Origin of the sequence: Arthrobacter sp. UYCo732 (genome assembly GCF_040547265.1) — a bacterium.
Taxonomy (GTDB): domain Bacteria; phylum Actinomycetota; class Actinomycetes; order Actinomycetales; family Micrococcaceae; genus Arthrobacter.
Genome location: NZ_JBEPPJ010000018.1, coordinates 1 through 15367 on the forward strand (window position 1 = coordinate 1; position 15367 = coordinate 15367).

Sequence of the window (15367 nt, forward strand, 5' to 3'; positions counted from 1 at the left end):
AATCTCCTCACGGGAGAGCGGATCGAGCGGGTGTGCTACCCCGACCTCGGTGTGGATTTCAGTGTTGAGAGTCATGGTTTTCTCCTTGGTTCTTTTCAAAATGACGGCTCACGGGATAGCGGCCGGCGCGGCTTCCCCGGCTGATGCCGGTGGAATTACCATTGCGAATAAATAGCCACAAAGATTCGCGGAATAACAGAACTACTCATCTTTAGTTTTGTCAGAACTGTCAATTCCCTTGTGCATACGCTGCTGCGCTAAAGATCACTCCCGAGCCCGGATGAGGCCAGAGAAGGGATCACTTGAAATCGACATCCTCAGTTCCAGGAGTGTCAGCCGAGCTCTGCTCTGAGCACTGCTGGCATGATGCCGATCACTTGCATTCCGTCTGTGGAAGAGAAACTACGTCACGCAACACCCCTGGGGCGAGCCTTTTAGGGATATCTGCGTGGGAAATTCACGGAGGCATTTTCCCAGCCCAGTTAACATGTTGGAAATATTCGGGAGTGGGCCGGGGAGTGTCAAAGGGTGGGAAAATCGGTCCGACTTTTTCCCACTACAGTTAACATGCTGGAAACATTCACAAATGCGTCCGTTGCCGTCATCAAGGGCGGGGAATGCTAATGTTTTGCACCTCTGGCCAGTGACTTGTGTCACGCGAAATCAGCGACGAGCCTGCATGCCGGAGGGAAAGTTGGTCCCAGTGTCTGCCCGCGGTGATCGCTTCATCACGCCCCGCTCTCCAGTGGAGGGACTAAGGCGCCGGAAGCTTTCCTTCTTGCCGGTGTTCGCGCAGTCAGTAGCTAACGTGGCACCCGCGGGTGCGATGACCGTCATTCCGGCCCTCATCTTCCCGGGTCTTGTCTTTGGGTCCGACGGCCCGAACCTTGTGCTGACATTCGGCGCAGCCATGGCGGTCATGATCCTGGTTTCCTTATGCCTGAGACCGATGGCAAAGCGCATGGCTGCCGTCAGCGGGCTCTACAGCTACACCGCCAAGGGGCTTGGCCAACGGACAGCGATTACTGCCGGCTGGTCGGCCATCTTCGGGTACGGACTTGTGGCCATGGCCAGTCTGTTGGCTGTTGGTACATATGCCGTTGAGCTGTTCCGCAACCTGGGCATCCCCGTGACCGATCCAAGGTTTGTTACGGCGCTGGTCATTCTTGCCGCCGCAGGTGCCGCCTGCTTCCTTATGGTCAGGGGGATCCAGTTATCATCGTGGTCCACACTCCTAATGGAAACCATTTCGATCGGGATCCTGGCCGTCCTCATGGTGGTCTACTTCGCCTTCAACGAGCCGAATGTCGATCTCGGGGCCGTGTTTGCGTGGAACGGACATTTTGATTCGGCATCAATCGCAATCGTGGTGGCCGTCAGCGCCTTTGTTGGCTTTGAAAGTCCAACCACGCTCGGCGGCGAGGCGCAGAAGCCCTTCGTCAGCGTGCCACGGGCCATCACCTGGACCCCCATCCTGGCGGGCGTGCTCTACCTCCTCGCCGCGACCGCCCAGGACGTAGCCCTCAGAGGCGCACCGTTATACATCACATCCGGCCCCACGCCCTTATCTGACCTTTTTTCGCAGACTTCCCCTGTGTTCGCCGCACTCCTGGACCTGGGAATCACGGCATCGTGGTTTGCGTGCGCAATCGCATCCGTGAACGCCCTGGCCCGGATCTTCTTCTGCATGGGTAGAGAAGGCGTCGCCCCACGGGCAGTCGGCCGGACACATCGAGTTTTCCGGACACCCTCGACGGCGATCCTGGCAGTCATGCCGGTTGTTGCCATCGTTCCCATCGCGATGGTCATCTCCGGAGCAAGACCTGAGCAGGGCCTCGCCAACCTCTTCACGCTGGGCGCCTACGGATACCTGGGGTCCTATGTCCTCGCCAGCGCGTCCCTTCCCTTCTTCCTGCGCAGGATCGGGGAGAACACGTACGCCAGCTGGGTACTTGGAGCAGCAACCTCCCTGGTCCTAGGCGCGGTGCTCTGGACGGCCGCAACAACATCGATTAGATCGGGCAACCTGCAGACCCTCATCTACGGCGGTGTCCTCGCAACCAGCTTCGTTTACGGCATGTACCTTCACCGCCGGTTACCCATGCGCCTGGCGTCAGTGGGCATCTACGATGAGACCCGGGAATCAGACCTGTTTCATGGCGGGCCGGTCAAATGAACTACAGGCCAAAACACGCCGGCTCCGGCCCAGCGTCAAACTCGCTCAGAATCCTGGAAATCGTGGCACGGTTCGGCACCGGGACAACGGCGAAAGAGATCACGGACGCCCTGCGGATGCCTCCGGCGACCGCCTACAGGCTCTTGAATGCGCTTGTCGGGGACGAATATCTGGTCCGCACATCCGATCTGCGTGGATTCGCCCTCGGACACGCGATTTCAGGTCTGGTTATGGCGGCGACACCGCCGACGGTTCCCACCGCGGCCCGTACCGTCATAGAAGGGTTCCGGCAGGGAAACCGTTTCGGAGTGCACCTCTTCATGTTCATTAACGCTTCCCTCAGGATCGCCGATGAAGACCCTGACTATCCGCTCCATTCGGTATTCGAGATGCTTCGGTATCCGCAGACCTCCGCCGCGGGAAAGCTGATGCTCGCTGAACTTGGCGATCCGGCTTTCCCGCTTCCGGACCGGCAGTTGTTGAAACTGACCGAGCACGCCATTACCGAGAGCGGCAAGCTGGAAGAGCAACTGAGGGAAATAAGGCTCACAGGCCACGCCTCGGCGATCAACGAACTGGGATCAGGATCGGCCAGTCTGGCGCTTCCAGTGCGACTGCCCAATGGGTCAGCAGGCGGGGCGCTGTGTCTCACCGGCCCCGCGGAACGGTTCACCACAATATGCGGACACGCGGATGCGGCCCGTGAACTGACGTCACGACTGTCGCCTCTGCTGTTCTGATGAACGCCCGACGGCGGCGCTTGGCAGTGCGCGCCGCGCAGTGCGGTGACGGTCGCCACAGTTCCGGGGATCCTCGTCAGCGCGTCCTGACTTCAGATCCCGGACATGGTCAGGCCCTGCGCTTTACCCAGCCCCACACACCCGTCGCGACAAACAATATGAGGCCGATGATTGCAAGCCAAATGAGGCCTTTCACGGCAAAGCCGACGACCGAAAGAATAAGCCAGATGACCAAAAGTCCAATTATTAGTCCCATACGGGCATCCTAGCCCGGACGGGTCCGGTCAGGTTCCACAGCTGAACCGCGTTTATCCCCGCAGCGTTATGCGGTGCGGAGTGCGCCCACCGAGCCATGGACAACTGCCACCGCGAGGCTTAAAATTGCTGCGCTGGGGACCCCGACAATGGTGTTGGAAACGGTTCGCGATGGGCATGCAGGAAGACGCCGCGGTAGTGCGGCGCGGCTATAAAGCATTCAATTCGGGCGATACAGAAACGCTCAAAAACCTCTTTGCCCCTGATGCGGTTTGGCGCGTCGGCGGAAGCGGCGGCCTCGCGGGGGTCAAACAAGGGTCAGACGAGGTTTTGGCCTATTTCGGTGAACTGTTTTCTCGGTCCGACGGTACGGTAAAAGTGGAGCTGCAGGACGTCATCGCCGGTGAGGGCCACACGGTGGCGCTTCAAACCGCTCAAGCCCATCGAAAGGGCGCGTCCATGGATCAGCACGGCGTCCTCGTGTTCACGATCAGGGACGGCAAAGTTACCGAGGTTAACGAGTTCATAGAGGACACGGCCAAGGCCTCGGACTTCTGGTCCTGACGCCGACGGGGGCAGGCCAGCTATACAGGGCCTTGCAGCGTCACAACTTGGTCAGCCAACCGAAAAGCCGCCACTGCCTTTGGGTTCCCTTACATATTTCGGGGGAGCCCGCGTCGATAGCATGAGTTGACCGGACAGAGCCGTCCGGTCAACTCGACGCAGGAGGAAGCCCATGGCAGCCGTTACGGTGGACGACATCCTCGCGGACCTCCCTCTGGGTTTCGCCAGCCTCATCCTCGGGCCTTCCCCTGCCCGCTCTGCGATCGAACGGCTCCTGATAGTGGACGCGGATGATGAGACGTCCGACGGCGGCGGGGCCTTTGTCCTGCTGATCGGCGTCCGCGGCCGCTCGGCTTTGCCCGCGTTGCGGCGGCTCCTGAAGAACCCTCCGCCGGTGGTCGCCGTCAAAGGTAGGCGTGAAGAGCTCACCGAAGCGGAAGAGCTGCTCCGCGATGCCGGCACGGGCCTGCTCCTGGTGGATCCGGGGGCTGACTGGGACCGGCTGCTGTCCATTGCCAAGGACCGCATCCAGCCGCGCAGCTACCAGAGCGAAGTGCTGACGCTGCTGGAAGAGGACCTGTTTGCCATCGCCCAGACCACCGCCCGGCTCACATCCAGCCACGTGCTCATCGAAGACGCCGCCAACAAGGTCCTGGCATACTCCACCGTTTCGAACGACATCGACGAGCTGCGCAAGGCCTCCATCCTGGCCCGGCGCGGTCCGCGTAAATACGAGCTGCTGCTGAAGGACCTGGGCGCGTACCGTGAACTGCACCGGACCCGGCTGCCGGTGCGGGTACCGGCCCGCCCCCAGGACGGGCTGCGGGAACGGGTGGCCGTCTCACTGTTCGCCGGGGACCGGATCATGGGCTACATCTGGCTGCAGGAAACCGGGGACGGCTTCGGCCCGGACGTTGATTATGTGCTGAAAGGATCTGCTGCGCGGGTTTCCGCCGAGCTGATCCGGCACCGCAACCAGCAGTCTGTGCACATGCGCGAGGACCGCATTGTGCGAATCCTGTCAGGTTCGGCGGAGGCCGCTGCCAGTGCTCACAGCGAGAAGATCTCCGCTGAGCGCCCGGCCGCACTGATCCTGATCGGAATGCCCCATTCCGAAGCCCAAGCAGACGACGCAGCACTGAAGCACGGCGAACTCGCCAACCTGGCGTCCATCCACGCGGCCGCATACAAAGCGTCCGCCGTCGTGGGCCAGTTCAAGGGCGACACTGCCGTCATTGTCCCTGGCCTGCAGTCAACCTCTGCGGAGCCCGGACTGCGGAGCCTGGCCGAGTCCATCGTGCGGGATGCCGGCAAGCACCTCGGCATCAGCCCTTTCGCAGCGGTCGGTCCGGTAGTGCCAGACCTGCTGTCCCTGCACACAACCACCCGGATCACCGAGGCCCTGTTGAGTTGTGTGGGCACCTCTCCGGTCAGGGGCGTTGCCACGGTGGACGACTTCGAGGGAGAAATCCTCTTCCGCGAGGCGGTCCAGAATTTCACGTCCTCCACGTTCCGCCACCGCAGTCTTTCCGCCCTGCTCCGGCAGGACGCAGAACTCGCGGAAACCTTGCACGCGTACTTCGAAGCCTCGCTGGATGCCGCCGAGTGCGCCAGCCGGATGGGGCTGCACAAAAACACCGTCTACTACCGGATCGGCAAGGCCTCCCGGGTGACCGGCCTGAACTTCGGCAACCCGCGAGACTCGCTGGTGGCCCTGCTCCACATCCAGGAATGGGCCAGCACACCTAAAGAACAACTGGGCAGGAAATGACCACAGCACTCAAAGCACCCCCGCTGGACGCAGTACTGGACGACATCGTCCGCAGCCACAGGCCACAGCGGGAAACCGGTTCTGTCCCGGCCAACATTCCCCTCCTGGCAGCGGTACCCTTCGACAGGTTCGGGATCGCCGTCGCCACCACTTCCGGTGAGCTGTTCAGCTCCGGCGACGCCGACGTCCCGTTTTCCATCCAGAGCATCTCCAAGGTGTTCACGCTGGCAATGGCCCTTCAAGGCGACAGCTCCGGAACGCTGTGGTCCCGCGTGCTGCGCGAACCGTCCGGCACCTCGTTCAACTCCTTGGTCCAACTGGAACTGGAGCACGGCATCCCGCGGAACCCTTTCATCAACGCCGGCGCCCTGGTGGTCACCGATCACCTGATGGAAGAAACGTTCGACGCCGCCACCCAGGTGTTGCGGTTCCTCACCGCCCAGGCGGGCAGCACCGGGCCCTACATCGATGAGGCCGCGGCATCCAGCGAGCTTTCCAACAGCAGCCGGAACCTGGCGCTGGCGCACTTCCTGAAGGGCTTCGGCAACCTGAGGCAGGCCGCGGAATCAGTGGTGGAAAACTATGTCCGCCAATGCTCCATCATGATGACCTGCGTGGAACTCGCCAAAGCCGGACTCTTCCTCGCCCGCGACGGCCAGGGAACGCTGGGAACGGTGGTGTCCCGCAGCGACGCGAAACGCATCGGCTCCATCATGCTGACGTGCGGGATGTACGACGCCGCGGGCGAGTTCGCCTACCGCGTGGGCCTTCCTGGAAAAAGCGGTGTGGGCGGCGGGATCCTGGTCATCGTTCCAGGTGTTTGCGCCATTTGCGTCTGGAGCCCGCGGCTGGACGCCAAAGGAAACTCCCTGGCCGGCACCGCGGCTCTCGCTGACCTTTCCGACCGCACCGGCTGGTCTGTCTTCTAAATCCGCTGATTGCACACCCCATAACTTCTTCCCAACCCAGCAGGATCTTCTCCGTATCGAAAGGATCAACCATGCCCATCAACCCCAATGACGAGGTTGTACACGACCACAATGTTGCACCGGACCACATCATCGACGGCGGCCACGCCCACGCCTCCGAATCCGCTCTGCACGCGGAGGACAAGGGCTACCACAAGAACCTCAAACCGCGGCAGATCCAGATGATCGCTATCGGCGGGGCGATCGGTACCGGCCTGTTCCTGGGCGCCGGCGGCCGCCTCAACGCCGCGGGCCCCTCCCTTGTCATCGCGTACGCGGTCTGTGGATTCTTTGCCTTCTTGATCCTGCGAGCACTCGGTGAACTTGTGCTGCACCGCCCGTCGTCGGGCTCCTTCGTCTCCTACGCCCGTGAGTTCTTCGGTGAGAAGGCCGCGTTTGTCTCCGGCTGGTTCTACTGGATCAACTGGGCCACCACCACCATCGTGGACATCACCGCCGCAGCCCTGTACATGAACTTCTTCGGCAACTACATTCCCTGGATGGCAGCCGTCCCGCAGTGGGCCTGGGCCCTGATCGCCCTGGTCGTGGTCCTCGCCCTGAACCTCGTCTCCGTCAAGGTCTTCGGTGAACTCGAGTTCTGGTTCGCCATCATCAAGGTCGCCGCCCTCGTGGTCTTCCTCGTCGTCGGGACCTACTTCGTCATCTTCGGCACCCCGGTCGACGGCCAGCAGGTGGGCCTTAGCCTCATCGCCGACAACGGTGGCATCTTCCCCAACGGCCTGCTGCCCATGATCATCCTCATGCAGGGCGTCCTGTTCGCCTACGCCTCGATCGAACTGGTCGGCACCGCCGCCGGCGAGACCGAAAACCCGGAAAAGATCATGCCCAAGGCCATCAACTCCGTGGTCTTCCGCATCGCCGTGTTCTACGTCGGTTCCGTGATCCTGCTCGCGCTGCTCCTGCCGTACACCTCCTACGAAAAGGGCGTCAGCCCATTCGTAACCTTCTTCGGCTCCATCGGCATCCAGGGCGTGGATGTCATCATGAACCTGGTGGTCCTCACCGCCGCCCTGTCCTCCCTGAACGCCGGGCTCTACTCCACCGGCCGAATCCTGCGTTCCATGTCCGTTAACGGCTCCGCCCCGAAGTTCGCCTCCCGGATGAATAAAGCCGGCGTCCCCTACGGCGGTATCGCCATCACCGCCGGCGTGTCCCTCCTGGGCGTCCCGCTGAACTACCTGGCACCGACCCAAGCCTTCGAAATCGTGCTGAACGTGGCCTCTGTGGGCATTGTCATGACCTGGGCAACGATCGTCCTCTGCCAGATCCAACTCCAACGCTGGGCCAACAAAGGCTGGCTCAAACGCCCCTCCTTCCGCATGTTCGGCGCCCCCTACACCGGCTACCTCTCCCTCCTCTTCCTCCTCAGCGTCCTCATCATGGTCTTCATCGACTCGCCCCTCACCATGCTCGTCACAGCCATCGCCTCCGTGCTGATGGTCTTCGGCTGGTACGCCTGCCGGACCCGGATCCGTGAAATCGCCGAAACCCGCGACGGCTTCACCGGCAAGGCCCCCGTCATCGCCAACCCGACGCCCATCAGATAACCCCGCACCATCCGCTACGAACGCCAACCAGTCCAAACAGCCAAAGAAAGCCCATGACAACGGACACTGAAGCAACCTTGACCGCATCGCACACCCTGCCCGCCGCCGTCGGGAATTCCGAGAAAGACTCCCGGCAGGCAAGCCGTTCGGAGGTCCCCCACGCCGGCGCTGGTCAGGCACTGAAATCAGCCGGGCACGTGATTGTTGATTCGCTGGTGGCCCATGGTGTGGAGCGAACCTACGTGGTTCCCGGTGAGAGCTTTCTCGATGTGCTGGACGGCCTCCATAACTCTGAGATTGAAACCATCGTCTGCCGGCACGAGGGGGGCGCCGCCTACATGGCAGAGGCCGACGGCAAGATGCACCAGCGCCCTGGCATAGCGATGGTGACCCGCGGGCCCGGCGCAGCCAACGCGCATGTGGGTCTGCACACCGCGTGGCAGGACTCCACCCCCATGCTGCTGTTCGTCGGCCTGATCCCCTTCGCCCATCGGGACCGCGAGGCGTTCCAGGAGTTCGACATCAAGGCCTGGTTCGGTACGGGCGCGAAGCGCGTTATGGTCCTTGACCACGCGGAGCGGGCTTCCGAGATCGTGGCCGAGGCGATGTTTGCGGCCATGAGCGGGCGGCCGGGCCCGGTGGTGGTGGGCCTGCCGGAGGACATCATCCGGCAACAGATTGACCCGCAACTGCACCCCGCCATCCCGGTGGCGGCCGGCGGCATGAGCAGGACGGACGCCGCAGCCCTCGAGGCTGCCCTGGCCGAATCCAGCAAGCCGCTTTTCGTCACGGGCGGCAACGACTGGACCCAGGCAGCAGCTGACCAGCTGACCGAATGGCTGGAACGGCACCATATTCCGGCAGCAGCTGAATGGCGGACGCAGGGAACGGTCTCCTTCGATTCCCCATCCTATGTGGGTCCCATTGGCTACGGCCGCCCCCGCCCCACCTACGATCTCCTGGAGGAAACCGACCTGCTGGTGTTTGTGGGGACAGTGCCGGGCGACGTGATCACGGACGGATTCGTCTGCCGGCAGGACTGGAACAAAAAGAACTTCCTGGTCAGTGTCGACCCCTCACTACGCGGCCGGTCGGGGCCCGTTTCGAGGCAGATTCTGGCCAAACCCGAAGCCTTTGTCCGCGACCTTGTGGGCATCGACCTGCCGGTGAAGGAAGAGTGGAATGCGTGGACGGACCGGATGCGGGGCGAGCAGGAGCGGTTCGCCGCGTTACCGCCGGCCCCGCCGGGAGCGGGGCAGGCGAGGATGGACACTGTGATGGCGAATCTGGTGCCAAGGCTGCCCGAGGATGCGCTGGTGACGTTTGGCGCGGGCGAGCACACCAACTGGGCCCACCGCTACTTCCCCACACGCCGCTACGCCTCCATGATCAGCGCCCGTAACGGCTCGATGGGCTACTCGGTCCCCTCGGCCATCGCCGCATCGCTGGCCGAACCCCGGCGCCGCGTGGTCACCATTGCCGGGGACGGGGAGTTCCTCATGAACGGCCAGGAGTTGGCAACCGCGGCCCAGTACGGGGCTACGCCACTGGTGATCGTTATGGACAACCAGGAATACGGCACCATCCGCACCCACCAGGAGCGTCACTATCCCTCGCGCGTCTCCGGAACCCAGCTGAAGAATCCGGACTTCGGCCTGATGGCCCGGGCCTTCGGCGGTTTCGGGACCACTGTCACCGAGGACTATGACGTTCCGGCCGCACTGGACGCCGCCTTAGCGGCCATCGACGAGGACGGCGTCTTCGCGCTCATCCATCTCATCGTGGAACAGAGGGTCAAGGCTTACTGAGCCGGGAGCTGACGGGAGTGGACGGCGGCGGGATGTTCCGCCGTCGTCCGCTGTCCTTTCGTGGGCGGTCACGAAGGCATTTTGTGCGGCGGTGAAGATCCTTGGCAGTGGCGCTGCCCAGCCGGGCGTCGAGTTATTGGCGGGTGGCGGAATATCTGCCGGAGGCTGCGGCTTGTCGCCAATGGGCCGCCGGCGGCATGACGTCTTGCCGCGACACAGCGCGCGGGCCCTCGCAAGAACTTGAGGCTTTGCCGACGCGCGCCCATTCACGCGGCACACACAGAAGGAGCACCATGACTACCGGCGCAGGAACAGCAGCGGGCAACGGACGCACGGCCCTCGTTGTGGGAGCCACCGGCATCGCAGGGTCCGCCCTGGTGGACACCCTGGTTGGCAAGGGCTGGGCCGTCCTTGCCTTGTCCCGCAGGCCCGGCCCCGAGCGCGCCGGCGTCAAGTGGCTCTCCGCAGACCTGACCTCGGCTGCCTCCCTGACCGCTGTGCTTGGTCCGGAGAACCCCTGGCATGTCTTTTTCACGGCGTGGTCGCGGCAGGCCACCGAAGAGGAGAACATCGCCGTCAATGCCGGCATGGTGCGTGATCTCCTCGCAGCCCTCCGTGGCAAGGACGTGGCCCACGTTGCCCTGATGACCGGCCTCAAGCACTACCTCGGACCGTTCGAAGCGTACGCCGCCGGAGAAATGCCGGACACGCCCTTCCATGAGGAGGAGCCGCGCCGTCCGGTGCCGAACTTCTACTACGCGCAGGAAGACCAGCTCTGGGCAGCGGCGGCGGAGCAGGGGTTCACGTGGTCAGTGCACCGCGCGCACACTGTCATCGGTCATGCGGTGGGCAATGCCATGAATATGGGCCTCACCCTCGCGGCTCAGGCCACCCTGTGCCGGGACAGTGGGGAGCCGTTCGTCTTCCCCGGATCCGAAACACAGTGGAACGGACTGACTGACATGACGGAGGCGGGCCTGCTCGCCGAGCACATGCTCTGGGCCTCCACCACTCCGGCAGCCGCTAACCAGGCCTTCAACATCGTCAACGGCGACGTGTTCCGCTGGCGCTGGATGTGGCCCAAACTCGCAGCCTACTTCGGCGTGGAGTGGGAGGGGTACCAGGGGGAGCCTCGCCCCCTCGAGCAGTCGATGGCAGGGCGGGAAGACCAGTGGCGGGAGCTTGGCCGCGGGAAGGTCCCTGGGTGCCGGCGTTTCCCACGGCCTGGGCCGACTGTCCAATGGAGGCGGCTGCCCCGTCGCCCGCACCGTAAGACGAAGGACAAAAGAGCAAGAGACCCGGGTCTTTCCACGGCTTGAATACGAAGGCGCCCGGTGGGAATATCCCACCGGGCGTTGTGGTGCGCGCATGCCTCCGACTTCTGGGCCTAAGGGCCAAAATTCGCCCTCGGAGAACCGGCCTATTTTTCGAGCGAGAACCGGCCCACTTCCCAGCCGCCGGACGTAAACTGACCTCCGCACCATTTATTGCGGGACAAAACGTTTGGAGCTCGGATGCTCTGGAAACTGCTTGTTGAATACCTGCGGCCGCACCGGCAGCTGCTGATCGCCGTCGTGATTTTCCAGCTGGCGCAGTCCATCGCGTCCCTGTACCTGCCCACCCTGAACGCGGACATTATCGACGAGGGCGTGGCGAAGGGGGACACCGGCGTCATCCTCAATCTTGGCGGCCTGATGCTGGGCATCACGCTGCTGCAGATCGTGTGCTCAGTGATCGCCGTGTACTTCGGGGCGAAGGCGGCCATGGGTACAGGCAGGGACCTGCGGGGCGCCATTTTCTCCCGCGTCGGCAGTTTCTCCGAGCAGGAGGTCACGAAGTTCGGCGCGCCCAGCCTGATCACCCGGTCAACGAACGACGTCCAGCAGGTCCAGCAACTGGTGCTCATGTCCGCAACCATGCTGGTCACTGCGCCCATGCTGAGCATCGGCGGGGTGATCATGGCCGTCCGGCAGGACGTGCAGCTGGCCTGGCTGATCGCCGTTGCCGTGCCGGTGCTGCTGATCGCAGTGGGCCTCATCATCATCCGGATGGTGCCGCTGTTCCGGAAGATGCAGAAGCGGATCGACACCGTGAACCGGGTGCTTCGCGAACAGCTCACCGGCATCCGCGTGGTGCGCGCCTTCGTGCGCGAGGACATCGAGACCGCCCGCTTCTCCCACGCCAACGAGGACGTCACGGACACCGCGCTGCATGCCGGGAGGCTGATGGCGCTCGCCTTCCCCGTGGTGATGCTGGTGCTGAACGTCTCCAGCGTGGCGGTGATCTGGTTCGGTTCCTTCCGGATCGAGGACGGCTCCATGCAGGTGGGCACCCTCATCGCGTTCCTGAGCTACCTGCTGCAGATCCTGATGTCCGTCATGATGGCCACGTTCATGGCGGTGATGATCCCGCGGGCTTCGGTCTCGGCGGACCGGATCGGCGAGGTGCTGGGCACCGAGTCGAGCGTGCGGCCGCCAAAGAATCCCGTCAGCAGCGCGGTGCGCCGCGGCGAGCTGGAAATGGTCGACGCCGGATTCGCCTACCCGGGTGCCGCGGCGCCCGTCCTCGCCGGGCTGAGCTTCACCGCGAAGGCCGGGCAGACGACGGCGATCATCGGCAGCACCGGATCGGGCAAGACCACCCTGGTGAACCTCATGCCGCGGCTGTTCGATGCCACCACGGGATCGGTGCGGATCGACGGCGTGGACGTGCGCGAGCTGCACCCGGACCTCCTGTGGGGGCACATCGGCCTGGTGCCGCAGCGGCCCTATCTGTTCAGCGGGACCGTCCGCAGCAACCTGCAGTACGGCAAACCGGATGCCACCGAAGACGAGCTGTGGTCCGCGCTGGAGATTGCCCAGGCGCGCGACTTCGTGACCGAGATGGACGGCGGGCTGGATGCACCCATTTCCCAGGGCGGCACGAACGTCTCGGGCGGTCAGCGGCAGCGGCTGGCCATCGCCCGCGCGCTGGTGAAACGGCCCGAGCTGTACATTTTTGACGACTCGTTCTCCTCCCTGGACACCGGCACGGACGCCCGGTTGCGGCAGGCCCTCAAGCGGAGCACCGCCGGGGCCACCCTGGTGATCATCGCCCAGCGGGTGTCCAGCATCGCGGACGCGGACCAGATCCTGGTGCTCGACGACGGCAGGATCGTGGGGCGCGGAACGCACGCCGAGCTGCTGGAAACCTCGGAGACGTACCGGGAGATTGTGTCCTCCCAGCTGGCAGCGGAGGAGACGGTATGAGCACGCAGCAACGGCCGACGTCGGGCGCTGCTTCAGCGGGCGGCGCCGCCACCGGCGGAACCGCACCCGCCGCCAAAACCGGGACTGCCGACGTCGTACGCATTCCGCGTCCGGCGGGCGGACCGGGACGCGGCGGACCGTTCGCGGGGATGAACGTCCCGGCTGAGAAGGCGATGAATTTCAGCGGCTCCGCCAAGCGGCTGGTGGCGACGCTGCGGCCGGAGCGGGCGTGGCTGCTGCTGGTGCTGGTGATGGGGATCGCCAGCGTGACGCTCTCGGTGATCGGGCCGCGGCTGCTGGGGGAGGGCACCAACCTGATCTTCGCCGGCGTGGTGTCCAAGCAGCTGCCCGCCGGGGTGACCAAGGAACAGCTGATCGCACAGCTGCGGGCCGAGGGGGAGAACCAGAAGGCGGACATGCTCACGCCCATGGCGCTGACGCCGGGGCGGGGGATCGACTTCGCTGCGCTGTCCGCCGTGCTGACGTGGGCGCTGGTGCTGTACGTGCTGGCGTCGGTGTTTATGTGGGTGCAGGCATATGTGCTGAACGGGGTGGTGCAGCGGACGGTGTTCGGGCTGCGTGAGGAGATCGAGGCGAAGATCAACCGGCTGCCGCTGCGGTATTTCGATTCGATCCAGCGCGGCGAGCTGCTGAGCCGGGTCACCAACGACGTGGACAACATTTCGCAGAGCCTGCAGCAGTCCATCAGCCAGGCGGTCACGTCGGTGCTGACAGTGGTGGGGGTGCTGGTGATGATGGTGATCCTCTCGCCCACGCTGGCCCTGATCGCGCTGGTGACCATTCCGCTGACGCTGGGGATCACCGCGGTGATCGCCAAGCGCTCGCAGAAGCTGTTCGTGGCGCAGTGGAAGAACACCGGGGAGCTGAACGGGCAGATCGAGGAAACCTACACCGGGCATGCGCTGGTAAAGGTGTTCGGCCGGCAGCGGGAGGTGGAGGAGCGGTTCCGGCAGAAGAACGTGGAGCTGTACGACGCGAGTTTCGGCGCGCAGTTCATCTCGGGGCTGATCATGCCGGCCATGACGTTCATCGGGAACCTGGTGTACGTGGGGATCGCGGTGGTGGGCGGCCTGCAGGTGGCGTCGGGGGCCATGCAGCTGGGCGATGTGCAGGCGTTTATCCAGTACTCGCGGCAGTTCACCATGCCGCTGGCGCAGCTGGGGTCCATGGCCAATCTGCTGCAGTCCGGGGTAGCGTCGGCGGAGCGGGTGTTCGAGCTGCTGGATGAGGACGAGGAGTCTGGGGATGCTTCGGGTGCTCCTGCGTTTGGGCGGGGCCGGCTGGTGTTTGAGGATGTGTCCTTCTCGTATTCGCCGGACAAGCCGCTGATCTCTGATCTTTCGTTGGTGGCGGAGCCGGGGCAGACGGTGGCGATTGTGGGTCCCACTGGTGCGGGCAAGACCACTTTGGTGAACCTGATGATGCGGTTTTACGAGATTGATGCGGGGCGGATAACGCTCGACGGCGTGGACGTCACCTCGGTGCCGCGGCGGGAGCTGCGCTCGCGGCTGGGGATGGTGCTGCAGGATACGTGGCTGTTCGGGGGGACCATCCGGGACAACATCGCGTACGGTCGGCCGTCGGCTTCCGAGGACGAGATCCTGGAGGCGGCGCGGGCGACGTATGTGGACCGGTTCGTGAGGTCGCTGCCGGAGGGGTACGACACGGTGCTGGAGGACGAGGGCTCTAACGTTTCCGCCGGCGAGAAGCAGCTGCTGACGATTGCCCGGGCATTCCTGGCACGGCCGTCGGTGCTGATTCTGGACGAGGCGACTTCTTCCGTGGATACGCGGACTGAGGTGCTGGTGCAGAAGGCCATGGGCGCTCTGCGGTCCGACCGGACTTCTTTTGTGATCGCGCACCGGCTGTCCACGATCCGCGACGCCGACCTCATCCTGGTGATGGAGGCCGGACAGATCGTGGAGCAGGGGACGCACGCTTCGCTGCTGGCTGCGGGCGGGGCCTACGCGCGGCTGTACGAGGCGCAGTTCGCGGCACCGGTGGCGGAGGTTTAGTGCTTCTGCACTTGCAATCAGCGGCGGGTGGTACGGCGTTCACCGGGCAGACACGTGAAAAAGGCAGGCTGCTGGACGGGTGCAAGTGGGACTACCAACCATTGGCCGCCATAAAATTCCACATACGAATCCGAGGGGCACCTTGCGTAAGCTTCTTCTCGTGTCATGTCGCTTAGACTTTCTCGCTAGGTAATGCGTTGCTGGGATGGGAACTGCTTTCCCTCTTTCGCCGG

At 63.9% G+C, this 15367-nt stretch carries 10 protein-coding genes; all 10 read left to right on the forward strand.

Features of this window, described 5'->3' with window-relative positions; translation table 11 throughout:
• Positions 1-808: 808 nt before the first annotated feature.
• The 10 genes from ABIB45_RS17785 (at position 809) to ABIB45_RS17830 (ending at position 15134) form a co-directional block, all read left to right on the forward strand.
• On the forward strand, positions 809-2176 hold the full coding sequence (locus tag ABIB45_RS17785; protein ID WP_354217175.1) for an APC family permease: 1368 nt from the start codon (positions 809-811) through the stop codon (positions 2174-2176).
• Positions 2173-2916, forward strand: a complete 744-nt coding sequence (locus ABIB45_RS17790; protein WP_354217176.1) for an IclR family transcriptional regulator — start codon at positions 2173-2175, stop codon at positions 2914-2916. Before ABIB45_RS17785 ends, ABIB45_RS17790 begins: the two co-directional genes overlap by 4 nt.
• Positions 2917-3342: 426 nt before the next feature.
• Positions 3343-3735 carry a nuclear transport factor 2 family protein gene (locus ABIB45_RS17795; protein ID WP_354217177.1) on the forward strand — a complete coding sequence of 131 codons (393 nt, stop codon included), beginning with the start codon at positions 3343-3345 and terminating at the stop codon, positions 3733-3735.
• A gap of 172 nt (positions 3736-3907) precedes the next feature.
• Entirely contained in the window at positions 3908-5506 is a 1599-nt protein-coding gene (locus tag ABIB45_RS17800; RefSeq protein ID WP_354217178.1) for a PucR family transcriptional regulator, read from the forward strand.
• Positions 5503-6435: a glutaminase gene (locus ABIB45_RS17805; RefSeq protein ID WP_354217179.1), complete on the forward strand. Its 933-nt coding sequence runs from the start codon at positions 5503-5505 to the stop codon at positions 6433-6435. The genes ABIB45_RS17800 and ABIB45_RS17805 overlap by 4 nt, the downstream gene beginning before the upstream one ends.
• Positions 6436-6506: 71 nt before the next feature.
• A complete protein-coding gene (locus tag ABIB45_RS17810) occupies positions 6507-8042 on the forward strand; it encodes an amino acid permease (protein WP_354217180.1) in 1536 nt (511 codons plus the stop codon).
• 53 nt (positions 8043-8095) lie between these two features.
• Positions 8096-9850 (forward strand): thiamine pyrophosphate-dependent enzyme, encoded by a 1755-nt coding sequence (locus ABIB45_RS17815; RefSeq protein WP_354217181.1) that lies wholly within the window; start codon positions 8096-8098, stop codon positions 9848-9850.
• Positions 9851-10143: 293 nt separating this feature from the next.
• Complete coding sequence (locus ABIB45_RS17820) at positions 10144-11169, forward strand: SDR family oxidoreductase (RefSeq protein WP_354217182.1); 1026 nt, start codon at positions 10144-10146, stop codon at positions 11167-11169.
• A gap of 195 nt (positions 11170-11364) precedes the next feature.
• On the forward strand, positions 11365-13098 hold the full coding sequence (locus ABIB45_RS17825; RefSeq protein ID WP_354217183.1) for an ABC transporter ATP-binding protein: 1734 nt from the start codon (positions 11365-11367) through the stop codon (positions 13096-13098).
• A complete protein-coding gene (locus ABIB45_RS17830) occupies positions 13095-15134 on the forward strand; it encodes an ABC transporter ATP-binding protein (protein WP_354217184.1) in 2040 nt (679 codons plus the stop codon). The genes ABIB45_RS17825 and ABIB45_RS17830 overlap by 4 nt, the downstream gene beginning before the upstream one ends.
• Positions 15135-15367 lie beyond the last annotated feature (233 nt).